Annotated in this window: 23 protein-coding genes; 12 read left to right on the top strand and 11 right to left on the bottom strand. The window is 71.8% G+C overall.

Annotation, left to right across the window (positions count from 1 at the left end):
• Positions 1-87: 87 nt before the first annotated feature.
• From QWI33_RS22325 to QWI33_RS22300, 6 genes are all read right to left on the bottom strand, one after another.
• On the bottom strand, positions 88-1,191 hold the full coding sequence (locus QWI33_RS22325) for a Gfo/Idh/MocA family protein (protein WP_289959130.1): 1,104 nt from the start codon (positions 1,189-1,191) through the stop codon (positions 88-90).
• The gene (locus QWI33_RS22320) at positions 1,170-1,871 is read right to left on the bottom strand and encodes a ThuA domain-containing protein (protein ID WP_289959129.1); all 702 of its coding nucleotides are present in this window, start codon (positions 1,869-1,871) and stop codon (positions 1,170-1,172) included. Before QWI33_RS22320 ends, QWI33_RS22325 begins: the two co-directional genes overlap by 22 nt.
• 113 nt (positions 1,872-1,984) lie before the next feature.
• Positions 1,985-2,983, bottom strand: coding sequence for a glycosyltransferase family 2 protein (locus QWI33_RS22315; RefSeq protein ID WP_289959128.1), 999 nt, complete (start codon positions 2,981-2,983; stop codon positions 1,985-1,987).
• Positions 2,984-3,091: 108 nt separating this feature from the next.
• Positions 3,092-5,674 carry a family 78 glycoside hydrolase catalytic domain gene (locus tag QWI33_RS22310; protein ID WP_289959127.1) on the bottom strand — a complete coding sequence of 861 codons (2,583 nt, stop codon included), beginning with the start codon at positions 5,672-5,674 and terminating at the stop codon, positions 3,092-3,094.
• A gap of 73 nt (positions 5,675-5,747) precedes the next feature.
• Positions 5,748-6,785 carry a LacI family DNA-binding transcriptional regulator gene (locus QWI33_RS22305; RefSeq protein WP_289959126.1) on the bottom strand — a complete coding sequence of 346 codons (1,038 nt, stop codon included), beginning with the start codon at positions 6,783-6,785 and terminating at the stop codon, positions 5,748-5,750.
• Positions 6,786-6,930: 145 nt separating this feature from the next.
• Positions 6,931-9,069, bottom strand: coding sequence for an alpha-galactosidase (locus QWI33_RS22300; RefSeq protein ID WP_435367601.1), 2,139 nt, complete (start codon positions 9,067-9,069; stop codon positions 6,931-6,933).
• Positions 9,070-9,381: 312 nt separating this feature from the next.
• Between QWI33_RS22300 and QWI33_RS22295 the strand changes: the two genes are divergently transcribed.
• Positions 9,382-10,116, top strand: a complete 735-nt coding sequence (locus QWI33_RS22295; RefSeq protein ID WP_289959124.1) for an SDR family oxidoreductase — start codon at positions 9,382-9,384, stop codon at positions 10,114-10,116.
• A 32-nt stretch (positions 10,117-10,148) separates the two neighbouring features.
• Here the strand turns inward: QWI33_RS22295 and QWI33_RS22290 are convergent, their stop codons facing one another.
• Positions 10,149-11,063 carry an RNA polymerase sigma-70 factor gene (locus QWI33_RS22290; protein ID WP_289959123.1) on the bottom strand — a complete coding sequence of 305 codons (915 nt, stop codon included), beginning with the start codon at positions 11,061-11,063 and terminating at the stop codon, positions 10,149-10,151.
• A 144-nt stretch (positions 11,064-11,207) separates the two neighbouring features.
• Here QWI33_RS22290 and QWI33_RS22285 point away from each other — a divergent pair, with 144 nt between their 5' ends.
• Positions 11,208-12,302, top strand: coding sequence for a cellulose binding domain-containing protein (locus tag QWI33_RS22285; RefSeq protein WP_289959122.1), 1,095 nt, complete (start codon positions 11,208-11,210; stop codon positions 12,300-12,302).
• A 141-nt stretch (positions 12,303-12,443) separates the two neighbouring features.
• Entirely contained in the window at positions 12,444-12,848 is a 405-nt protein-coding gene (locus QWI33_RS22280) for a DUF7144 family membrane protein (RefSeq protein WP_289959121.1), read from the top strand.
• Between the two features lie 123 nt (positions 12,849-12,971).
• On the opposite strand, the gene QWI33_RS22275 is transcribed toward QWI33_RS22280, so the two are convergent.
• Entirely contained in the window at positions 12,972-13,454 is a 483-nt protein-coding gene (locus tag QWI33_RS22275) for an excalibur calcium-binding domain-containing protein (protein WP_289959120.1), read from the bottom strand.
• Positions 13,455-13,774: 320 nt separating this feature from the next.
• Entirely contained in the window at positions 13,775-15,232 is a 1,458-nt protein-coding gene (locus QWI33_RS22270) for a glycoside hydrolase (RefSeq protein ID WP_289959119.1), read from the bottom strand.
• A gap of 173 nt (positions 15,233-15,405) precedes the next feature.
• Here QWI33_RS22270 and QWI33_RS22265 point away from each other — a divergent pair, with 173 nt between their 5' ends.
• The 9 genes from QWI33_RS22265 (at position 15,406) to QWI33_RS22225 (ending at position 20,187) form a co-directional block, all read left to right on the top strand.
• A complete protein-coding gene (locus tag QWI33_RS22265; protein ID WP_289959118.1) occupies positions 15,406-15,846 on the top strand; it encodes an Asp23/Gls24 family envelope stress response protein in 441 nt (146 codons plus the stop codon).
• A gap of 55 nt (positions 15,847-15,901) precedes the next feature.
• Positions 15,902-16,201 carry a hypothetical protein gene (locus tag QWI33_RS22260; RefSeq protein ID WP_289959117.1) on the top strand — a complete coding sequence of 100 codons (300 nt, stop codon included), beginning with the start codon at positions 15,902-15,904 and terminating at the stop codon, positions 16,199-16,201.
• Positions 16,202-16,204: 3 nt separating this feature from the next.
• Positions 16,205-16,381: a hypothetical protein gene (locus QWI33_RS22255; protein ID WP_289959116.1), complete on the top strand. Its 177-nt coding sequence runs from the start codon at positions 16,205-16,207 to the stop codon at positions 16,379-16,381.
• Positions 16,374-16,742, top strand: coding sequence for a hypothetical protein (locus QWI33_RS22250; RefSeq protein ID WP_289959115.1), 369 nt, complete (start codon positions 16,374-16,376; stop codon positions 16,740-16,742). Before QWI33_RS22255 ends, QWI33_RS22250 begins: the two co-directional genes overlap by 8 nt.
• Positions 16,739-17,260, top strand: coding sequence for a DUF6286 domain-containing protein (locus QWI33_RS22245; protein WP_289959114.1), 522 nt, complete (start codon positions 16,739-16,741; stop codon positions 17,258-17,260). Before QWI33_RS22250 ends, QWI33_RS22245 begins: the two co-directional genes overlap by 4 nt.
• On the top strand, positions 17,257-17,820 hold the full coding sequence (locus QWI33_RS22240; RefSeq protein WP_289959113.1) for a hypothetical protein: 564 nt from the start codon (positions 17,257-17,259) through the stop codon (positions 17,818-17,820). Before QWI33_RS22245 ends, QWI33_RS22240 begins: the two co-directional genes overlap by 4 nt.
• A 172-nt stretch (positions 17,821-17,992) precedes the next feature.
• Positions 17,993-18,814 carry a DUF1206 domain-containing protein gene (locus QWI33_RS22235; RefSeq protein ID WP_289959112.1) on the top strand — a complete coding sequence of 274 codons (822 nt, stop codon included), beginning with the start codon at positions 17,993-17,995 and terminating at the stop codon, positions 18,812-18,814.
• A 150-nt stretch (positions 18,815-18,964) separates the two neighbouring features.
• Positions 18,965-19,141, top strand: coding sequence for a hypothetical protein (locus QWI33_RS22230; RefSeq protein WP_289959111.1), 177 nt, complete (start codon positions 18,965-18,967; stop codon positions 19,139-19,141).
• A gap of 44 nt (positions 19,142-19,185) precedes the next feature.
• Positions 19,186-20,187: an SDR family oxidoreductase gene (locus tag QWI33_RS22225; RefSeq protein WP_289959110.1), complete on the top strand. Its 1,002-nt coding sequence runs from the start codon at positions 19,186-19,188 to the stop codon at positions 20,185-20,187.
• On the opposite strand, the gene QWI33_RS22220 is transcribed toward QWI33_RS22225, so the two are convergent.
• Together QWI33_RS22220 and QWI33_RS22215 are read right to left on the bottom strand one after the other, a co-directional pair.
• Complete coding sequence (locus QWI33_RS22220; RefSeq protein WP_289959109.1) at positions 20,184-21,923, bottom strand: serine hydrolase domain-containing protein; 1,740 nt, start codon at positions 21,921-21,923, stop codon at positions 20,184-20,186. The two genes, QWI33_RS22225 and QWI33_RS22220, sit on opposite strands and share 4 nt — an antisense overlap.
• A 27-nt stretch (positions 21,924-21,950) precedes the next feature.
• Entirely contained in the window at positions 21,951-23,195 is a 1,245-nt protein-coding gene (locus tag QWI33_RS22215; RefSeq protein WP_289959108.1) for an exo-beta-N-acetylmuramidase NamZ family protein, read from the bottom strand.
• Positions 23,196-23,203 lie beyond the last annotated feature (8 nt).

Raw genomic sequence — 23,203 nt, 5'->3', positions numbered from 1 at the left:
GTCGACGGATCGTAGTAGGGAGACTACCGTTACTCCGCGGTAATGTGAAGATTGTCGGATTGATCAATTTCGATATTCCGGGTTCGGCTACGCCGTGGGTGCGGTCCAGTCCGCGTGAGCCGTGAACGGCACCAGCGCCGGCCGCTCGACCGTGGTGCGCATGTCAAGGCGCGCACCGGTCTGCGCTGAACGCAGCAGGCCCGTCATCACCTCGAGGACGTGGAGCGCCAGAGCGCCGTCCGCCCGCGGGGCCCGATCCGCCTGCGTGCGCGCCATGTCGATGAGGCCGACGCCCCGGCCCGAGTCCGCGAACCCGGCGCTGACCGGGAGGACGCGGCGTTCGGCGTCGTGCCGGTCCAGCGTCACGTCGCCCGCGAAGTGGTTGGGGTCGGGCACCCAGACGGTGCCCTCGGTGCCGTGGACCTCGATGTTCGGAGACGAGGTGGCGTACCCGTCGAAGCTCATCACGAGGGTGCTCAGCGCGCCGCCGGCGTGGTGCAGGATGCCCGTGACGTGCGTGTCGATCGAGACCGGGACCTGTTCGCCCGCACGGGGACCGGAGCCGATCACGCGCTGGTCGCGGGAGCGGCTGGAGGCGCCGGTGACGGCGACGACCGGGCCGAGCAGGTGCACGAGCGAGGTCACGTAGTACGGCCCCATGTCGAGCAGCGGCCCGCCGCCCTCGGTGTAGTAGAAGTCCGGGTTCGGGTGCCAGACCTCGTGGCCGCGCGCGATCATCGTGGCGGTCGCGAAGGTCGGGGCGCCGATGTCGCCCTTGTCGATCGCGTCCCGCGCGGTCTGGACGCCGGTGCCGAGCACCGTGTCCGGCGCGCAGCCGACCCGCACGCCCGCCGCCTCGCCGGCCGCGACCACGCGCTCGGCGTCCTCGAACGCGGCCGCCAGCGGCTTCTCGCCGTACACGTGCTTGCCGGCGGCGATCGCCTTGAAGGCGATGTCCGCGTGGGCGGCGGGGATGGTGAGGTTGAGGACGGTGTCCACATCGGGGTGCGCGACGAGCTCGTCCACGCTGACCGCAGCGGCCCCGGTCGCCTCCGCGACCTCGGCGGCGCGGGCCGCGTTGAGGTCCGCGACGGCCGCGATGCGGATGCCCGGGCAGGCCGAGAAGGTGTTGAGGTACTGGCCGGAGATGGCCCCGAGGCCGACGATGCCTACGCCGTGCGGGTCGCCCACAGCATGCCCCTTTCGATGATGGTGCGGACGTTGGCGTCCTTGAGGATGTCGACGCTGTGGCCGGGGGTGGCGACGACGATGCGGCCCTGGCCCCACTGGCGGGTCCACACGGCCGGGGAGGTGATCGGCCGGTGCCAGGGGTGCCACGGCTGCACGGGGTGCGTGGTCGTGGCGAGGACGTCGATGAGGTCGTCGTGGAGCACCCAGTACTGCTCGGTGTCGAGCTCGAAGTCCTCCAGGCCCTCCATGATCGGGTGCTCGCGGCCGAGCGCGGTGATCTCGACCGTGTGGGGCAGGTAGTTGTCCTCCTGGCTGCCCTTGCACGCGCCGGGCTCCTTGGAGGGGTGGGTCGCGAACTGGCCGCCGATGAGCTGCAGGTAGTCCGAGGAGTTGCGGTAGGAGTCGGCGATGCCGCCGTGCCAGCCCGCCATGCCGGTGCCGGCCGCGACCGCGGCGCGCAGGCCCTTGAGCTGGTCGTGGCTGATCTCGGACATCGTCACGCTCTGGACGATGAGGTCGGTCGCGGCGAGGGCGTCGGCGTCCGCGTACACCTCGGGGGACTCCTCGACGCGGACCTCGAACCCGTTCTCCCGCAGGAAGGGCAGAAACAGTTCAGTCGCCTCGACCGGTGCGTGCCCCTCCCATCCGCCTCGGACGACCAGGGCTTTTCGCTCGCTCATATGGTTCCTTCACCGGTGCTCTGACACCGCTTGTCGAATCGTTCTCATGCCTCGCCGATCGACCGTAGCCGATGCCGGGACCGACCGCAACGGTCTTCCCGGTCGCTGCCGGTTTACCGGGACATATAAAAAGTTTCCAGCCTTCGGCGCAGCATCGGATCGACCTCGGTCCGCTTCAGCAGCGCGTCCGCCTCCGCCAAGGTCATCGCGTCCGACCAGCACCCCCGGAACAGGTGCGCCTCGATCGACCGGTGCCGCTCGCAGAAGCGCTCCAGGTTCCGCGTCAACTGCGCCTTCATGATCCGCCCGGCCGCCACCGGATCGGGATCGGCCAGCGGGTGCACCTGGTGGTAGTTCACCGCCGCCGCCCCCACCGAGAACCGCAGTCCCGCCCGGTGCAGCCGGTAGCTCAGGTCCGTGTCCTCCATGCCCCACCCCGTGAACGCCTCGTCGAAGCCGCCGGCCTCCGCCACGGCCTCGCGCGGCACCGAGAGGTTCGCGGTCGTGGCCAGGCCCCAGTCGAACCGGAAGTCGTCCAGGCCCGGCCCGAACTCGTCCACGACCTGCCGGTAGTTGTCCCGCTCCTCGCCCAGGTCGACGCGGGCCAGCGCGCCCTCCGGGTCGGCGGCCAGCTCGCCCGGCTCCAGCAGTCGCAGCGGCTCGCGCAGCCGCGCGGTGCCGCCCGCCCGGAACGCCAGGCGCACCAGGTCCGCCTCCCCGATCGGGAGCATCCCCGGCCGCCACCACGTGAGCGCCCGGCGCTTCCAGCCGATCACCCCGCCGCCGTTCGCGGCGTCCGCGTGCGCGGCCACGAAACCGGGCGCGGCCAGCCGGTCGTCGTCGATGAAGACGACCAGATCCCCTTGCGCCCGTTCGAGAGCCGCGTTGCGCGCCGCCGCCCGGCCCCGGTTCCCCTGCACCACCAGCCGCAGATCGAGCCGGCCTTCGAACGGCGCGATCACGTCCGCGACCCCGTCCCGCGTCCCGTCGTCGCACACGACCACCTCGAACCGCGACTCGGTCTGCGCGAGCAGCGATTCGAGCGTCAACGCCAGATACTCGCGCTTGTCGCAGGTCGCCATGACGAGGCTGACCGAGGGCCGATTCGCCATCGAGGACTCCAGGGGCGGTGAGGGGGACGCGCGGCGGGCCCCACCGTAACACCGCCGCGCCCGAAAGACGGGGCCCCGAACCGAGTGCGCGGTCCGAGGCCCCGAGCCCTATGCGGCACCCGCACGCGGGTCCGCGATCGCCCAGGCGTACTCGCCCGAGCCGACCTCCTCCGGCGCCCGGCCCGGCAGCACCACCCGCGCACTCGCGTTGGGCGGCACCGTGGCCCGCACGACCAGGCCGCCGTCGGCCGCCTCCCACCGCACCGCCGCCCGGCCGTAAGGCGTCTCGTGCGCCGTCGCCGCCCATTCCAGCCCCGCGAGCGGCACCGGGGCAATCAGCAGCCGCCGGTAGCCCGGCTCCAGCGGCGCCAGACCCGCCACCGTCCGGTGCAGCCAGTCCGCGATCGCCCCGAACGCGTAGTGGTTGAACGAGGTCATCTGCCCCGGATTGATCGTGCCGTCCTCCAGCATGGAGTCCCAGCGCTCCCAGACGGTCGTCGCGCCCATCGTGACCGGGTACAGCCACGACGGCACCCCAGTCTGCAACAGCAGTGCCCGCGCCGTGTCCGCATGGCCCGTTCGCACCAGCGCGTCCTGGATGAGCGGCGTCCCCACGAACCCGGTCCCGATCCTGTGGCCCGCCTTCTCGACCAGCGCCGCCAACCGCGCCCCGAGGCGCCCGACCAGCTCCGCGTCCGTCGCCAACCCGAACATGATCGCCAGCGCGTACGCCGTCTGCGTGTCCGAGACGATCCGGCCCGCCGGGGTCACGTACTCCCGCAGCCACGCCGCCCGGACCTCCTGGGCGTACGCCCCGTACCGCGCCGCGTCCCCGTCCAGGCCGAGCAGCCGCGCCGCTTCGGCGACCAGGCAGGAGGAGCGGAACAGGTAGGCGCTGGCGACGAGGTCGTGGTCGGTCCGGGCCTGGAAGGGATCGTCCGGCGGGGCGTTCGGGTCGAGCCAGTCGCCGAACTGGAAGTGGTCCTCCCAGAGCCGCCGTTCGCCCGCGAGGGCCGCGACCTGGTCGACCCAGGCCCGCATGCTCGGGTACTGCCGCTCCAGCACGGCCCGGTCGCCGTAGCGCTCGAAGAGGACGGAGGGCACGACGGTGGCCGCGTCGGACCAGGCCGCGGCGGGGGTCTTCGCCCATTCGAGCACGTTCGGCACGATGAACGTGACCCCGCCGTTCGCCTCCTGCTCGAGCGCCAGGTCCTCGAGCCACGAGGCGAGGAACCCGTCCGCGTCGAACAGGTAGGACGCGGTGGGCGCGAAGACCTGGATGTCGCCGGTCCAGCCGAGGCGCTCGTCGCGCTGCGGGCAGTCGGTGGGGATCGACAGGAAGTTGCCGCGCATGCCCCAGACCACGTTCTCGTGCAGGCGGTTCAGCTGCGGGTGCGAGGAGTCGAACCAGCCGGTGCGGTCCATGTCGGAGTGCACGGCGACGGCCGTGACGTTCGCCGGGTCGAACTCGCCGGGCCGGCCCTCGACCTCGGCGTACCTGAATCCGTGGAAGGTGAACGCGGGTTCCCAGGTCTCGATCCCGTTGCCCGCCAATGTGTACCGGTCGGTGGCGGCGGCGTGGCGCAGCGGGCGCACGCCCAGCTCACCGTGTTCGAGGACCTCGGCGTGGCGCAGGACGACCGTGTCGCCCTCGCGGCCCGAGACGCGCAGGCGCAGGTGGCCCACGAGGTTCTGCCCGAAGTCGAGCACGGTCCGTCCACTGGGGGTGGTGATGACCTCGGCGACCGGCAGCTCCCGGGTGGCCCGCACCGGCGGCGCGGTGCGCGGTGCCGGCACGATCGCCTCGGCGCCGTCCACCTCGGCGCCGAGCCAGGTGCCGTCGTCGAAGCCGGGGGAGGACCAGCCCGGCATCGCCCGCCGCGCGTCGTACTCCTCGCCCGCGTAGATCCCGCTCGCCGTGATCGGCCCGTCCGCGGTCGCCCGCCACCCCTCGTCGCCGGTGGCGACCACTGCCGTTGCGCCGTCCTCGTATTCGAGCACCAGCTGCGCCGCGAAGCTCGGGTGCGTCCCGTAGAACGGCTCGGCGTCGCCGTGGAAGCCGAACCGCTCGGTGTACCAGCCGCCCGCGAGCACCGCGCCGATCGCGTTCGGGCCCTTGGCGAGCAGTGCGGTGACGTCGTTGGTCTCGTGCAGGAGCCGCTGCCGGTACGCCGTCCACCCGGGCTTGAACCGATCGGCGTCGACCGGGGTGCCGCCGATCTCCACCTGGAAGAGCCCGCGCGCGGTGCTGTACAGGGTGGCCGCCCGCAGTCCCTCGCGCACCTCGAACTCGCGGCGCAGCAGCACCGGCCGCCCGGGGCCGGGCTCGGGCACGGTGACGAACCGCGCCCGCCATTCGCCTTCGGCGAGGAACCCGGCGCGGATCTCCAGCGGCGCGCTCCAGTCCGAGGTCGCGCCGTCGGTGCCGTGGACCCGCACGCGCAGGCTCCCGCGCTCGCGGGGGAGCAGCGGCGCGAACGGCCATGCGACGAACACCGACTCGGCGCCGTCGACGCGGGCGGTCTCGGTGGTGCCGCCTCGCCGCCATTCGATCTCGGCCCCGGCCTGCGCCCAGTTCGGGGTGGTCGTCGCGGACTTCCAGGACAGGCGCGGGCGGCTCGTGCCGACGAACGGGGCGTCGGTGCGGTACTCGGCGCGCAGGCCCTGGACTGTCGGGTGAGGAGGGTTCATGCGGTGCTTCCTGTTCGGTGCCCATCGTTCTTGCACGGTGCAATGCAGGGGCGCGGTGGTGGCTGGAGGGTGGTCAGCGGTGGTGCGGCGGCCGGGTGCTGGAGCGGACGACCAGTTCGGGCCGGACCACTTCGTGACGCGGTTCGGTGCGCCCGTCGATGCGTTCGAGCAGCAGTTCGACGGCGAGGCGGCCCATCCGCTCACCGTCCTGGCGCACGGTGGTAAGCGAGATGCCCGGGTGGGCGGCGATGTCGATGCCGTCGTAGCCGGCGACCGAGACCTCGTCGGCGGTGAGCCCCGCGTCCGCGACGGCGCGCAGGACGCCGAGCGCCGGTTCGTCGTGGCAGGCGACGATCGCGGTCGGCCGCTCGGCGCCGGCGAGCAGCCGCATCGCAGCCCGGTGCGCGTTCGCGGTGACGTCAGGGGTGCTCGCGATCCTGATGCGGTCGCCGAGTCCGGCCTCCCGCATGGCCGTGCAGTAGGCCCGCAGCCGGATCGCCTGCGGGATGCCGGAACCGGGGTCGGGTTCGGCCGACTCCCCGGTGAGGTGGGCGATGTCGCGGTGCCCGAGCCCCAACAGGTGCCGCATCACCAGGAGGGCGCCGGCCTCGTCGTCGCTCACCACGGTGTCGTACCCGTCGGCGCGGTCGTGGCGGCCGAGCATCACCACCGGCACGGTGGCCGAGAGCTCGGTCAACCAGGCCGGTTCGACCAGCGGCGAGACCGCGATGACTCCGTCGACCTGCCGGTCGACGAGCGCCTGGATGGCCCGGTAGCCCTCGTGGTGCGCGGGGTCGGCCGGGGCGATGACGAGCTGGTACGGCGAGCCGGACAGGGCTGCGGTCGCACCGGCCAGCAGCAGCGGAAAGAACGGGTTCGACAGCTCGGGGATCTCGATGCCGAGCGTGAACGTCTTGCCGCGCATGCCCCTCGCCGAGACGCGCGGCCGGTAGCCCAGCTGCTCGATCGCGGCCGTGACGCGCTCGCGCATCGCCGGGCTCACCCCGTAGGCGTCGCGGATGACCTTGGAGACCGCGGCCCGCGAGACGCCCGCCGCGCGCGCGACGTCCTCGATGGTGGCCGAGCCGGCCCGGCCCCGTGCTGCCGCCATGGCGACCTCCCCGTTGAACGATGGGGATCAATCTACACATCGTGTAGACCGATCTACAACCCGTTCGTTCGAACGATTCCCGGACGCGATGCGGGGCCGCCCGCCGAGACGGGCGACCCCGCACGGGTCGTGTTGCGCCGCTAGATCATGCGGCGGTCAGGTGCACCATGACCGCCTGCACCGGCCACAGGCCCGGCAGCTGCAGGCCGACCTCGGTGAGCACGCGGCCGGAGACCGTGACCGGGTCCTTGCCGAGCCACGGCGGGGTCGTCCAGCCGTGCTTGGACGCGCCGATCTCGTCCCTGACGCGCAGCGTGTAGCGGCGCTCGGGGTCGAGCCCGGCGAGCCGGATCCGCTCGGGCAATGCGTCCTCGATCGAGGCGACCGTGGCGACGGTGAACACCGCTTCGGAGCGGTCGGCCGCGACGACGCCGCGCACGCGCAGCGCGGGGTCCAGCACGTCGGGGTGCACCACGAAGCCGGAGTGCAGCAGCCCGCGCAGTTCCTTGTAGAGCGCCCCGAACGCCTTGATCTGCTCGGTCTCCTCCTCGGTGCAGGAGAGGAGGTCCCATTCGAAGCCGGCCGAGCCCTGGAGCGAGGTCGCGATCCGGTAGGCGAGCGCCGTGGCCCTTCCGGAGGAGTGGGCGGGGGAGGGGCCGACGTGCGCGCCGATCATCTCGGGCGGCAGCACGAGCTCGGTCCAGCGCTGGATGTCCTGGCGCTCGACCGGGTCGTTCGAGTCCGAGGCCCACACGCGGTCGGTGCGGGCGAGGATGCCCAGGTCGGTGCGGGCACCGCCGGAGGAGCAGGACTCGATCTCCAGGCCCGGGTGATCGGCCTTGAGCCGGTCGATGAGCCGGTAGGCCGCGAGGGTCTGCGGGTGCGTGCCCGGCCGTCCCTCGTGGACCGCCTCGACCAGGTCGCGGTTGTGGTCCCACTTGATGAAGGCGATGCCGAGGCGGTCGACCAGGGTCGACATCTGCGAGCGGAGGTGCTCGAACGCCTCGGGGTTGGCCAGGTCGAGCACGTACTGGGTGCGGAACGACAACCCCTCGGGCGAGGGGACGGACTCGGGGCTGGCGAGCAGCCAGTCCGGGTGCGCGCGGGCCAGGTTGGAGTCGAGGTTGACCATCTCGGGCTCGAACCACAGGCCGAACTGCATGCCGAGCGACCGCACGAGCTCGGCGAGCGGTTCGAGGCCCTCGGGCCAGACCGCGGGGTCGACCTCCCAGTCGCCGAGGCCGGCGCGGTCGTGGCGGCGGGCCGTGAACCAGCCGTCGTCGAGCACGAACCGCTCGACGCCGATCTCGGCCGCCCTGCGCGCCAAGGCCTCCACCCGGGCCGGGTCGTGGTCGAAGTAGACGGCCTCCCAGGTGTTGAGCACGAGCGGGCGGGCGGTCCGCGGGTGCTGCGGGCGGGCGCGCATCCAGGTGTGGAAGCGGTCCGCGATGCCGTCGAGCCCGGTGTCCGACCACGAGAAGTACGCGGTCGGCGCGCGGTACGAGTCGCCGTGGTCGAGGCGGATCTCGCTGGGGCGCAGCAGTTCTCCGGCGCCGATGAGTGTCACGTGGTCGGTGGGGCGGTCGGTGCGGTGGCGCACGTCGGCGCTCCAGCCGAGGTGCACGGCCCACACCTCGCCGGTGCGGTTGCGCGGCGCCCCGGTGGAGGCCAGGGTGACCCACGGCGAGTCGTGCCCGCCGCGCCCGCGTCGCGATTCGCGCACGGTGGAGCCGCGGGGGATCGCACCGGTCGCCGGGGCCTTCTCGCGGGCCCAGCGGCCGGTGAAGGAGGTGAGGTGGTCGGCGGTCTTCGGCACGGGCAGCGTCGCCTCCAGCCAGGCGACGTCCACGGCCTCGCCGCCGTCGTTCTGCAGCTCGTGGTCGACCAGGACGAGCCCGCCCGCGCCGATCTCGAGGCGGGTCCGCAGCGTCAGGCCCGCCGCGGCGTCGACGGCCGTGACCTCCACCGCCGCGTCCCCCTGCTGCTCAACGGTCGCCTCCCAGCGCGGGAAGAGCGGTCGGCCCGCGCGCGTCGCGAGCAGGGCCGGCCGTCCCGGCCAGCCTTCGGACTCCTGCGGCGCCAAGGAGAGCCGCCAGGCGGTGTCGAGCGTCCCGGGCGCGGTCTGGCGGGCGGTCGTGCGGTCGAGCCCGTCGAGGTCCGCGGCGTCGAGGGGCCCGAGGTCGGCGCCCCAGTGGAGCACGGCGGGGAGGCCCGTCTCCGGCGCGGCGATGATCAGGGCTACGCCGTCGCGGCGCAGGAGGGTCCAGGTTCCGTTGTTCACGATGTTCCTTCGATAGGGCTTGCGGCGCCCGGCTCTGCGGCGCTGCGGCTCGTTTCGGCATGTCGAGGGGCACGGTACAGGGCTTAACCGGGTTGAGGAAATCGGATTCCCATTCGCACTCCCCGCGCACCTCCTCGGCGACCAGCGCTGCCGCCGAGGCCGGATGCACGAGCGCTCCGCTGGTGGGAGGGCGAGACCGAGGGACCGCGCCCCTGCGTCCGAGATCCCCGGCGAATTCCTGTCACAAAGCGGGACCCTGTGCTGTCCTAGCTCGTATCGGGGCGGCTGACCGCCCCGCCGAACAGGAGGAAAATCATGAAGATCGCTGTCATCGGCGGCACCGGGCGCATCGGATCGCAGGTCGTGGACATCTTGAACGGGCGCGGGCACGAGGCGGTGCCGCATTCGCCGTCCACCGGGCTCGACGTGCTGAGCGGCCAGGGCATGCCGGAGGCGATGGAGGGCGCGGACGTCGTGGTCAACCTGACGAACTCGCCGACCTTCGACGAGGCGTCGTTCGAGTTCTTCCAGAAGAGCATGGACAACATGCTGCAGGCGGCGGACGCCGCCGGGGTCGGCCACGCGGTGATCCTCTCGATCGTGGGCGTGGACCTGGTGCCGGAGCTCGACTACTACCGCGCCAAGACGCTCCAGGAGGACCTGCTCAAGGCCGGGCCGGTGCCTTACACGATCGTGCGGTCCACGCAGTTCTTCGAGTTCGTGGACGCGGTGATGTCCTGGACCTCGGACGACACCGCGGTGCGCCTGCCCGCGACGCCCGTGCAGCCGATCGCGGCGGCCGAGATCGCCGCGGCCGTGGCGGACGCGGCCGCGGGCACCCCGCTCCAGGGCACGCGCGACGTGGCCGGGCCCGAGGTGTTCGCGCTCGACGAGCTGGGCCGCATCACCCTTGCGGCCCGGGGCGACTCGCGTGCGGTCGTCACCGACCCGACCGCCGGGATGTTCGCCGCGGTCAAGGGCGACGCCCTGGTTCCCAAGGGGGACGCCGTGATCGCGAAGACCTCCTACCGGGAGTGGCTCGCGGGTTAGCGGTTCGGGCCCGCGCTCTGCGCGGGCCCGCTTCAGCGCTGCTGCGGCAGGGCCGTCAGCTTCTCGGGGTTCACCATCCACAGGACCTGGTCGATGCCCTCGTCCGAGGCGCTGACGGTGATCACGCCGTACAGCTCCCCGTCGCGGCGCAGCACTGCGGCGGCCTGGCCGTTCACGTCGACCGGTTCGACTTCGACGGCCTCCCAGAACCAGGGCGCGATGGCCGCGAGGAACTTCGCGACACGCGCCGCGCCCACCACCGGGCGCCGCGAGACCTGATGCGCGCCATTGCCGTCGGAGACGCTCGTGACGTCGGCGGCGAACAGCCGCTCGAGACCGGCCATGTCGCCCGACTCGGCCGCGGCCATGAACGCGGCCAGGAGGGTGCGCTGCGCCTCGGGCCGCACCCGCTTGCGCCGCCCGTCCGCCATGCGCCTGCGCGCCCGGCTCACCAGCTGCCGCACGGCGGCCTCGCTCGACTGCAGGATCTCGGCGATCTGCGGGTACGGGTAGTCGAAGGCCACGCGCAGTACGTACGCGGCGCGCTCGTTGGGGGAGAGCCGCTCCATGAGCAGGAGCGCCGCGAGTTCCAGGGCCTCGCCGCGCTCGGCGCCGAGGTACGGGTCGGCCGCGGTGTCGACGGGCTCGGGCAGCCACGGCCCGATGTAGGTCTCGCGCCGCGCCCGGGCGGACTTGAGCGCGTTGAGGGCGAGCCGCGTCGTCGTGGTCGCGAGGAACGCCGCGGGGTGCTCGACCAGGGTGCGGTCGTACGCCTGCCAGCGCAGCCAGACCTCCTGCACCAGGTCCTCGGCCTCGGCGGCGCTGCCGAGCATGCGGTAGGCGATGCCGAACAGGCGCGGCCGGATGCTCGTGAAGACCGCGGCGGCCTCATCGAGACCAGTTCCGTCGAGTGCGTCTCCTGAGACGCGTTCCGCACCGGTCGCCACGCCCGCTCCTTCCGCTCGCCCGATCCGGAGCGTACTCCGCGATCCCGAAGGCGGCCTCCGCGAGAGCGGCACATTCATATACTTGACTACATTAATTAAACGTCGTTACGATCTCCGGGAGCGCTCCCGAAAGGACGTTGCGATATGCGTAGCAAACGAAGCAGGCGGCTGGTCCTCACGACCGCCACGGTCGCGGCCCTCAGCGCAGGGGCGCTGACCATCGCCACCGCCAACCAGGCCCAGGCCGAAGACGGCTGCGAAGTGGAGTACAAGGTCGTCAGCAGCTGGGGCGGCGGGTTCCAGGCCAACGTCTCGATCACCGCCGCCGAGCCGATCAACGGCTGGGACCTCACCTGGGACTTCCCGGCAGGCACCCAGGTCACCAGCGCATGGAACGTCGACTGGGACCAGAACGGCACCGAGTTCACCGGTGCCGACGTCGGCTGGAACGCCGCCGTCGGCGCCGGCCAGACCCGCGAGGTCTTCGGCTTCATCGGCTCCGGCAGCACCGCCGCCCCGCAGGCGATCAAGGTCAACGGCGACCTCTGCGACGGCCAGGTCGACCCCACCGGCGGACCCACCGACCCGACCGAGACGCCCACCGAGGAGCCGCCCGGCGAGGCCGTCAGGATCATGCCCCTCGGCGACTCCATCACCGGCAGCCCCGGCTGCTGGCGCGGCAACCTCTGGGACCTCCTCGACGAGGCCGGCCACGAGGTCGACTTCGTCGGCTCCCTCTCCCAGGCCTGCAACCCGGCCGGCTCCGACCCCGACCACGAGGGGCACGGCGGCTTCCAGGTCACCCAGTCCGTCGCGAACGGCAGCGTCCGCGGCTGGCTGGAGCAGCACACCCCGGACGTGCTGATGATGCACTTCGCGACCAACGACGTCTGGTCGAACCTCCCGCCCTCCCAGATCCTCGCGGCCTACACCCAGATCGTCGCGGACCTGCGCGAACTCAACCCTGACGCGGTCATCCTGGTCGCCCAGATCATCCCGCTCCACCCGGACCCGTCCTTCGGCTGCACCGACTGCCCGCAGCGCGCGATCGACTTCAACGCCGCGATCCCGGCCTGGGCCGCCGGGCTGACCACGGCCGAGTCCCCGATCATCGTGGTCGACCAGTGGACCGGCTTCGACCCCGCCGTCGACACCTACGACGGCGTCCACCCCGACGAGGACGGCTACGTGAAAATCGCCGCCAACTGGTTCGAGGCCCTCGACCAGGTCCTCTCCTGAGAGCAGTCCTTCCCGATAGGCCGCCGGGCGCCTCTTCAGGCGCCCGGCGGCCCTCGCTCCGCGCCAATCTTTCGCGTTCCAGCTGGACACCGGCCGCTTCAGGCTTACCGTGAGGGCATTCCTTCACTAGGGGGGTCCGTGATGGACGGGGATACCAAGACCGCCTGGGCGGCCGGCGGCATGCTCTTCGCCGCGCTCAGCATGATCATGATGGGCGTCTGGCAGGCGATCGAAGGCATCGTCGGCATCGCCACCGACGACTTCTACGCCGAGGTCAGGGACTACGTGATCACCATCGACACGACCGCCTGGGGCTGGGTCCACCTCATCCTCGGCGTGATCACCGCGCTCGTGGGCTGCGCGCTCTTCGGCGGGGCCACCTGGGCGCGCGTCTTCGGCGTCGTGCTGGCGTGCCTGGTGCTCATCAACAACTTCCTGTACCTGCCCTACTACCCGTTCTGGTCCCTGCTGATCATCGCGCTGGCGATCTTCAGCATCTGGGCCATGACGGTCGCGCCGAAGCCCGCGGGGCCCGACTACCGCTGACGCGGCGCGAGGACACGGGACGGCCCGCCGGGCCGTCCCGTTCGGTGTTCCTCGGACGCGGCGGGCCGCCCGCGCGCTCGGCGCGGGCGGCCCGCATTGCTTGCGCCGTTCACGGCCGCCGTCCTACTCGCAGGCGACACCGTCGTCGTCGCCGTCCAGGTGCGCTGCGTACCCGGGCTCGCCTTCCTTGATGGCACTCAGCCCTGCGTCGCGAGCGGCGTCGCAGTTCGGGTATCGCGAGCCCTCCGGAACCTGCGCGGCCCCGAACCGGTTCTCGCATCCGACGCCGTCGTCGTCGCCGTCGAGGTGCGGACCGAACCCGTATTCGTCTGCTTCCACGGGTGCCGCACCGGCATCGCGGGCGGCGTCGCAGTTCTCGTATTCGAAGGTCGGATCCGTCGCTGCGGCCGACGGTTCGCCGGTGTCCTCCATCGGCGGTTCGACAGCGGTGCCGGTCTGGTCGACCGACTCCTCCATCGTGGCCGGGTCGTCGACCGTGTCGAGCGGCTGGAAGTCGACCAGCTCGATGTCGTGGGCGACCACCCGGTCCTGCGTGCTCGCCGTACCTGCGGGCGAGATCGCGATGACGCCCAGGACGAGCGTCATGACCCCCGCTGCTTCGAGAAGCGCCCGAGGCAATGGGCGTTTGCGGTGAGAGAGTTCTTTCTGTCGTCCGTTGTGGACTGACGATGAGGACGGTGAATACATCACTACCTCCAATAGCATCGCTTTCGTGCTATTTCGAGGACCCCCTTCGGAATCCTCCTCCGCCAGGATAAGTCGGGGGCCGGTCCCGAGCACTCGAGATCGGGAATCGAGGACTCGGCCCCCTGGTCGCGAAGGAGGGGGCGGCGCGTTCCGATCGCTTCAGGCACAGGACGATCATGCCGAAACCGGTCGAAGAACGCGCCGTCCGGAAATCGGATCTACAGGACCACGCCCTCGATCTCGAAGGTCTGGACCGTGTTCGCCGGGAATGCCCGCGCGAACCGCTTGGACGCGACCTGCGTGTCCGTGTACCGCGCGTACCGCTCGGAACCGCCGGTCTGGGTCGACCAGCGCGTGACCGTCCCGTTCGGGACCGTGGCGAACCGCGAGAGGTCGTACGTGATCGTCTGCGCGGTGCCGTAGTTGGTGGTGACGAGCACGAGGCGCCGCGCGCCCGCGTCGTAGGCCGCGACCGTGTTGGCCTCCCCGCCGTCGATGATCCGCATGCCGGGCCGGATGTGGCGCGCGTACTGGGCGTAGACGAAGTACTTGGCGTTCGCGGAGCCGAGCGCGCCGGTCTCGTTGTTCGCCTCGATGAGGCCCCAGCCGCCGCCGTCGAGGACCTGCCAGTAGCACCACGCGGTCGGGTGCAGCCAGCGGAAGTCGAGGTTGAGGTTGCGCGCCAAGCGCATCCCGGAGGCGTCGTTCTCGCCGTACTCGGAGTTCCAGAGCCGCTTCCCGGCCGCGCTCACGGCGCTGTAGACGGAGTCGCGCCGCCCGTTCTCGTACTGGTAGCCGTGGACGTTGACCTTCGCGATCTTGCTCTTGGCGGAGCTCGTGAGCCCGTTCCAGGTGCTCACGGCCTGGTCGTACAGGGATTCGTCCGAGGCGGTGACCGGCATCCACGAGAGGCCGCGGTTGTCGAGCTCGGTCCGCAGGTGGTCGATGACGATCGACTGGGTCGCGACGTTGAAGTGGCAGCCCTCCTGGGTGCCGGTGGCCGTCCACCAGTTCGCGATGGGCTCGTTGAACGGGTCGACGTAGTCGAAGTCCACGCCCCAGTTGTCGTGCGCGTACTTGGCGACGGTGGCCATGTAGACGGCGTGCTGCTGCCGGTTCCACGACTGGAGGTTGTCGGCGTTGCCGTCCGCGCCGCCGGAGGGGTTGTGGTTGGCGCACATCCACCACATCGGCGAGTTCGAGAACAGCTCGAAGATGTTCGCGCCGCGGTCGCGGGCCTTCCACATGAGGTTGCGCTGATTGCTGTCGACGTTCCAGTTCCAGCTCGCGGAGGCGGGGTCGCTGGAGGTCCAGTCGGTCCAGTAGCCCTCGATCTGGCGCGAGGGCATCATGTTCGGGGAGACGACCATGCGCTCGCCGCCGATGGCGTTCCACGAGCACGCGCCCGCGTTGTAGCGCACGATGTTCATGCCCAGGCCGGGCAGGTTCGCGCCGCCGAAGGCGACGGTGTTGCGGGTGAACATGATGTCCGCGAGGTCGTTGCGGTTGCCGAAGGCCTTGCCCCACCAGGCGAGTGAGGTGCCCCAGCCCTCCCAGGTGCCCCAGCTGGTGCCCGGGTTGATCGTGGTCGTGTAGTCGGCCTGCGCCGCGCCGGGCGCGGCGAGGGCGCCGAGCGAGCCGGCGCCGGCGGCGGAGATGAGGGTGCGTCGTCGCATGAGGGCCTCCAGAGGGTCGAGATGCCTCCGATGATGGCACCGGCTATCGAGAAAGTCAACTCCTTCGATAAAGGATGAGAATAAGGCGGTGACCCCCTGTTCGTCACTTTCCGTGACAGCGCCGGGTACTTGTGCGACGGTGGAGGGCGGATCGCGACAAGGGAGGTTCAGTGATGACGGAGCAACGCGCCGAAGCCGCAGTCAGGGACGACGGCCCGCTCGCCAGCGACCAGGGCAAGACCGTGATCGCCGACCAGGTGGTCGCCAAGATCGCCGGGATCGCCACGCGCGAGGTCGAAGGTGTCCACCAGCTCGGCGGCGCCGGCAGCCGCGCCGTCGGCGCCCTCCGCGAACGCATCCCCGGCTCCCGCACCAACTACGGCCAGGGCGTCTCCGTCGAAGTCGGCGAGCGCCAGGCCGCCGTCGACCTCGACGTCGTCGCCGAGTACGGCGTCGCCATCGCCGACCTTGCCGCGGGCGTGCGCCGCAACGTCATCGCCTCTGTCGAGCGCATGACCGGCCTCGAAGTCACCGAAGTGAACCTCACCGTCCACGACGTGCACCTGCCCGACGAGTCCGACGGCGAACCCGAGGGCGAACCACGGGTCGAATAGCCCGGGCGCGACAGCGCCGGGCCGGAGCACGCAGCCGAGGAGCACAGCCGACCAGATGACGAACGACGACTTCGCCGCCCAGGCGGACGCCATCGCCGCCGCCGTCCGCGACGCGCCGGGCGTGAGCGACCTGCACGGCGGCGTCCAGGGCGAGATCGCCCTGCTGCTGCCCGGCCGCCGCATCCCCGGCCTGCGCCTGGGCGACACCGCCTGCGAGGTCCACGTCGCCGTCGAATGGGACGCCGACATCCCGCGGACCGCCGCCGCGATCCGCACGGCGGTCGCACCGCTCGCGGGCGGACGGCCCGTCATCGTCACCGTCGAGGACGTGGACGCACCGAGGAAAGAGGACTGACCAATGAAGGCTTCCTTCGCCGGCCTGGTGGCCGGCCTGCTGCTGGCGCTGGCCGTCATCGGCGGCGGCTTCACCGGCTTCCTGCTCGCCGTCGTCCTCGGCGCGATCGGCTTCGCGGTCGCCGGGAGGCTCAGCGGCGAGTTCGACGTCTTCGAGCGCTTCCGAGGCCGCCGTGACTGAGGACGCCTTCAGTCTCGCCGACCTCCCCGGCACCGGAGCGGACCGACCGCCCGAAACGCGCGGCGGGCTGCGCCTGGCCGACGCCGCAGTGGCCCGGGTCCTCGAAGGCGCCGCACGCGCCTGCGAGGGCACCGCCGCCTCGCGCCGCCCGCGCGCCCGCGCCACCGTCAAGCACGGTCGGATCTGGGCCCACCTGGACGTGGGCGTCGCCTGGCCCGGCCCGGTCGGCGAAGTCTCCCGCGACCTCACCGCCCGCGTGCGCGCCGAGACCGCCCGCATCACCGGATACGACCTGGTCGCCCTCGACGTCGTGGTCCACCTCGTCGACGCCCCGCGGCAGCCCGAGCGGAGGGTCCTATGAAGGTCCGCGACCCCCGCCGCATGCCCGCGGCGACCTGGCCCGCGGTCCTCGCCGCGCTCCTGCTCGCCGGCCTCGCCCTGGTCCTCGGCCAGCACGCCGCGGCCGAACTGGACTGGATCGACGCGGACTCGTGGCTGCGCAATGCCCTTGCGACCCTTGACGACACGCAGCCGTCCGTCTGGGTCCTCATCGCCGGGATCGCCGCCGCCCTGCTCGGCCTGTGGTTCCTCATCGCCGCGTTCCTCCCCGCCCGCCGCAGCCACCTGGCCGCCGAGGGCCCCGGCGACCTCTGGGTCTCGCCGCGCGCCGTGGAGGCCCTCGCCTCGGACGCCGCCGGACGCGCGCCCGGAGTCCTCCACGCCCACAGCGAACTGCGCAGCCGCCGCCTCAAGGTCAAGGCCCTGCTCGCGCCCGGACACGAAGCGGCCGTCGCCGACATCATGGAAGCAGTGGGGGACCGCCTCAGCGGACTCGCTGAGCTCGAAATCGCCGTGCAGGCCAAGGAGGCGCACCGATGAGGAGACCCGCGATCGACCGCCCCGCCGCCGCCGTCATCGGCCTGCTGCTCCTCGCGGGAGGTGCCGCCGTCGTCGACTGGCGCTTCGACCTCGCCGGCGTGTGGAACCGGCTCGACACCGACACGGTGCACTCCACCGTGGACGCCGACTGGTTCCCTTGGGCCGCGCTCGCCGCTGCGGTGGTGCTCGCGGTGTTCGCCCTGTGGTGGCTCGTCTCGCGGCTCCCGCGCCGCACCGAAGGGCGGGTCGCCCTGGCCGGCACCGGATCCGACCGGGTCGACCTCGACGTTCGCTCCGTCGCGCCCCGCCTGCGCACCGATCTCGAACGCCACGCGCCGGTCGACCGCGTCACCAGCCGCCGCTTCGAGATCCGCGGCGGCCAGCTCGTGCGGCTCCACGCCCACGTCGACCCGCGCGCCGACGGCGCCTCCCTCATCAAGGCCACCGGCGACCTCGCCGCGTCGGTCGCGACCGCCTTCCCCGACGGGGAGGTCACCGTCCGCGTCATCGTCGACGGCCCGAAGCGCGAACGGGCCCGCCGCACGCCCCGCGTCCACTGAGTCCCGCTCATGCCCGCCGAGACCGAGGCCGGCTCGGCGTAGGCGCCGGGGCTGGCGACGGCCTGCAGATCTCCCTGGACGGTATCGACACGGCACGGCGCCGTTCCCCGTCCAGCGGCTTCGACGCCCGGGAAGCGTTTGAGACGTGTCGACATCGGAAACTCATGGCGGCATGTCCTCCCCCCATAATGTTCGCAACTCCGTCTCACGCGCGGCCGACAGCAAGCCGCTGGAACTCCTGGCACGCGGCGGCTTCATCGCCTACGCCGCCATTCACCTCATGTTCGCGTGGCTCGCGCTGCAGGTCGCCTTCGGCGGCTCGACCGGCGAGACCGACCAGTCCGGCGCCCTGACGGCCATAGCCCGGCAGCCGGCCGGCGAGTTCCTGGTCATCGCCATCATCATCGGCATGGTCGCGATGGCCGTCTGGCAGGCCTTCGAAGCGGCGATCGGCGAGAGCGGCCCGCAGGACCGCACCGCAGTGGCCGAGCGCGTCGTCTCCGGCTGCCGCACGGTCCTCTACCTCTACTTCGCCTACCTCGGCTACAAGGTGGTCAGCGGCGCGAACGCGTCGCAGTCGCAGAGCCAGCAGTCCTCGGCCTCATCCATGATGGACTCCGGCGGCGGCCGGTTCCTGGTCGGCCTGGCCGGTGTCGTCGTGGCCGGTGTCGGCGTCGGCCTGGTGGTCTACGGCCTGACGAAGAAGTTCGAGAAGCACCTGAACACCGGGCAGATGGACCCGTCGGTACACCGGACCGTCCGGCGGCTCGGCACGGCGGGATACACGAGCAAGGGCGTCGCGTACGCCATCGCCGGCGCGCTGATCGTCTCCGCGGCGGTCACCTACGACCCGCAGAAGGCCGGCGGCCTCGACGCCGCGCTCAAGACGCTGGCCGGCACGCCTTGGGGACCGTGGGTCCTCGGCCTGGTCGCCCTCGGCATCGCGTGCTTCGGCGTCTACTGCTTCTTCCAGGCCAAGTACCGCAAGGTCTGAGGCCCGGTCGCGCGAGGGCGCGATCGCGAACGACACCGACCGCGCCGCCCCGTCGCCGGGGCGGCGCGACTCCGGTTCGCCGCCGCCCGAACGGGTACCCACAGTGGATCGGGCCGCCCCCTTCGCGGCCCGCGACAACGAGGAGGCGCCATGCGCGCGTCGTACGTGGGCATGCTGGCCGGGATGATCCTGGCCCTGGCGATCATCGTCGGACAGGCCGTGGCCGTCCTGCTGGTGCTGGTACTCGGCGGGCTCGGATTTCTCGCCGGCGCCCTGCTCAGCGGTGAGAGCCGCTCGTTCCGCCGCAACCCGCTCCGCCGCCGCTGACACGGGTAGGGTGGGGCCGTCATCGACCGAAAAAGGGGTTTCACGTGAGCGTCAGCGTGCTGTTCATCGGCGGTACCGGCCGCATCTCCACCTCCTGCGTCCGCGAGGCCGTGCGCCGCGGCATGGACGTCACCGTCCTCAACCGCGGCCGGACCTCCGAGCGGACCCTCCCGCCCGAGGTCGCCCTCCTCACCGGCGACGCGAACGATCCGCAGTCGGTGCGCGAGGCCCTCGCCGACCGCACCTTCGACGCCGTCGTCAACTGGGTCAACTTCACCCCCGAGCAGGTCCAGCGCGACATCGACCTGTACGCCGACCGCACCGGCCAGTACCTGTTCATCAGCTCCGCCAGCGCCTACCAGACCCCGCCCGCGCGCCTGCCCGTCACCGAGTCCACCCCGCTCCGCAACCCGTTCTGGCAGTACTCGCGCGACAAGATCGCCTGCGAGGACCTCCTCGTCAAGGCCTACCGCGACAACGGCTTCCCCGCCACGATCATCCGGCCCTCCCACACCTACGACGAGACCATGCTGCCCTTCGACGGCGGCTACACGGTGCTCGACCGGATGCGCTCGGGCAAGCCCGTCATCGTGCACGGCGACGGCACGTCACTGTGGACCATCACGCACGCCCGCGACTTCGCCGTCGGCTTCACCGGCCTCCTCGGCCGGGACGACGCGATCGGCGAGGCCTTCCACATCACCGGCGACGAAGCCCCCACCTGGAACCAGATCTTCGGCTGGGTCGCCGAAGCCGCCGGGGTCGAACCGAACCTCGCCCACGTCCCCAGCGACGCCATCGCCGCCGCCGACCCCCGCTGGGGCGCCGGCCTCCTCGGCGACAAGGCCCACTCGATGGTCTTCGACAATGCGAAGCTCAAGCGCCTCGTCCCCGAGTTCGGGCTCGGCGCGACCCCTTACCGGCTCGGCGCCCGCGAGGTCGTCGCCTGGTTCGACGCGCACCCCGAGCACCAGACCGTGGACGCCGACATCGACAAAACCATGGACCGGCTGGCCGAGGCCTACGCGCCCCGGCCGCTCACCTAGTCGCCGACCGGCTCCCAGCCGTCCGGCTCGAGGTCCGCGTCCTCGCACAGGAGGGCGCGGCCCTCGCGCACCTTGACCTTCTCGACGTACACGCCGCGCCCCTGGTAGTTCGGGTCGCTCGTGTACCGCCAGCGCACCCGCGACGTCCCCTCGGGCAGCACCGCGGCAGCGTCGATCCACTGCCGGCCCGCGAACCCCGAGAACACCCCCTCGGCCCGCCAGCAGTGGTCGTCGGTGCGCAGGTCCAGCGGCACGGCCGTCCACGCGGTGCCGTCCGGGCTCGCCTCGAACACGGCCACGTCGGTCGCCTCCGTGTCGTACCAGAGCTTGAACGACGCCTTGGCCCCCGAGACCGCGCGCGGCAGGACCCCCGTCAGCGTCGCGGTCGCGGCGTCGGCCTGGCCCGCGTACCAGGCCCTGTCCTTGATCCGCACCGGCACGGCCCGGCCCATCGGGCGGCTCGCCGCCCGCCGGTACGCGCTCGCCGTGCCCCGGTTCCGCGTCGGGTGCACCCGGTTCGTCAAGAGCACGAGCAGCGTCCCGGCGAGCGGGTCGAGCACGAGCGACGTCCCGGTGTACCCGGTGTGGCCCACCGTGACCGGTGAGCTCATCGCGTCCATGTACCAGCGCTGGCCGAGCTGCCAGCCGAGGCCGCGCGCGGCGCTCTCGCCCTGCCCTGAGTTCATGTCGGTGAAGATGAGCCGGGCGGTGTTCCTGGTGAGGACCTCGGTGCCGTTGTAGCGGCCGCCGTTGAGGATCATCTGGCCGAAGACCGCGAGGTCCCAGGCGGTGGCGAAGACGCCGGCGTGCCCGGCGACGCCGCCGAAGGCCCAGGCGTTCTCGTCGTGCACCTCGCCGTGCACCATGCCCCGGCCGGTCCACGGCTGGTACTCGGTGGCGGCGGTCCGGGCCCGGTCGACCGGGTTGTACCCGGTGTCCTTGAGCCCGAGGGGTTCGCAGATGATCTCGTCCACGAGCGCGTCCAGGGGCTTCTCGGTGACGATCTCGAGGATCTTGCCGAGCACGATCAGGTTGAGGTCGGAGTACTCGTAGCCGCTGCCGGGCGGGCGGCGCAGGGGGCGGGCGTAGATCGCCTCCATGCGCGCCTGCTCGTCGGGCAGTCCGAACAGGTTGATGAACGCGATCATGCCGGAGGTGTGGGAGAGCAGGTGCCCCAAGGTGATCGGGGTCTTCTGCGGGTCGAGGGCGTCGAAGTCGGGCAGGTAGTCGACCACGGGCAGTTTGAGGTCGATGCGGCCGTCGTCCATGAGCGCGCCGGTGACGGTGGCGGTGAACAGCTTCGAGATCGAGGCCAGGTCGTAGACGGTGTCGTCGGCGGCGGGCAGCCACTGCTCGGGCGGCAGTTCGACCGCGGTCTTCGCGGTCTCGTCCCAGCCGGAGTAGCGGAGCCGGTGGCCGCCGGAGGCGTGCTCGACGACGACGCCGTGACGCGCCGCGAGCACGGTGTAGCCGGGGAACGCGGGCGCCGGCCCTTCCATGAAGGAGTCCAGGCCGGGGGCGATGCGGGCGATGTGGGCGGGCGTGAGCCGGGCTTCGCGGCAGGATCCGTACCGCAGCCGTGCAGGGGTTTCGGGGAAGGTCACGTCGTAGGGGCCGGCCGTTGGCGGGCCGGTGAGTTCGGGCATTGAGGGGATCTCCTCGGCGTTGGCGCGGGAGGCGAACGCGAGCGCCAGCGCCGCCCCCGCCGCGCCCCCGAGCATGGTTCGACGCTGCATTCGTGTCTCCTGGTTATCGTGCCATCACTAAGCGGTGCGGCGATAGAGCAAGTACGATTCTCTTTGCTCGGAAAACGCATCCAATTCGTCGGCCCACAGCGTCGTCACCTCGTCGACGTCCGCGCCCGCCTCGATCGCCAGTCGGACGGCCTGGTTGCCCGTGAGCTTGTCCAGCCAGAACGAGGTCGTGTCCTGGGAGCGCCACCCGTACTGCGGGTAGGCGCGGCGCTGGGCGATGATCATCGCGAGCGCCGTCCGGATCGGGTCGAAGTCGCGCCGGGAGGCCACCTGGAGTTCGGCGCCGCCGCAGACCTTCCCGGCCCATTTCGAGAACGTGGGCGTGAAGTACGCCTCGCGGCAGCGCGTTCCCGGGATTCCTTGCAGCGCCTCGGCCCAGGCGTGGTCGATGCCCGGCGCGCCGAGCAGTTCGAACGGCTTGGTCGTCCCGCGGCCCTCCGAGAGCGCGGTGGCCTCGAAGAGGCAGGTCCCGGGGTAGGCGACGGCGGTGGCGACGGTGGGCATGTTCGGGGAGGGCGCGACCCACGGCAGGCCGGTCTCCTCGAAGTGCATGTCCCGCTTCCAGCCGCGCATCCTGACGACGTGGAGGTCGGCGGGGGCGGGCACGAACTCGCCGTTGAAGAGGGACGCGAGTTCGCCCACGGTCATGCCGTGGCGCTGCGCGATCGGTTTGAGGCCTACGAACGTGGCGTGCTCGGGGTGGAGCACGGGCCCGGCGGCCTCGCGGCCGGTGATGGGGTTCGGGCGGTCGAGCACGACGAACCGCAGGCCGAGCTGCCCGGCGGCCTCGAGGGCGAGGTACATGGTCCAGATGTACGTGTAGAACCGCGAGCCCACGTCCTGGATGTCGAAGACGAGCGTCTCGACGCCGGCCGCGGCGAGGAGCTCGGCCATCTGGTCCTTGTTGTTGTACGCGTTGTAGACCGGGATGCCGGTCTTCGGGTCGAGGAAGAAGTCCTCGCCCTCTCCGGCCTGGGAGACCCCGCGGAAGCCGTGCTCAGGGCCGAACACGGCCACGAGGTCCACTTTGCCGCTGGCGTGCATGAGGTCGACCTCGTGGCTCAGGTCGGGGAGCACGCCCGTGGGGTTGGAGATGATCCCGACCCTCTGGCCGGCGAGTTCGGCGAAGTCATCGTCGGCGAGGACTTCGATGCCGGTGCGGACGCGCCTGCCCCCGGCTCGGGCGGGGACGGCGGCGGTGGTCGCGAGTGCGGCCCCGGCGAGGGCGCTCCCGAGGAGTCTTCTGCGCTGCATGGGAGGCC

Source organism: Glycomyces tritici, from assembly GCF_030403505.1.
This window is presented reverse-complemented; position numbering and strand designations above follow the sequence as displayed.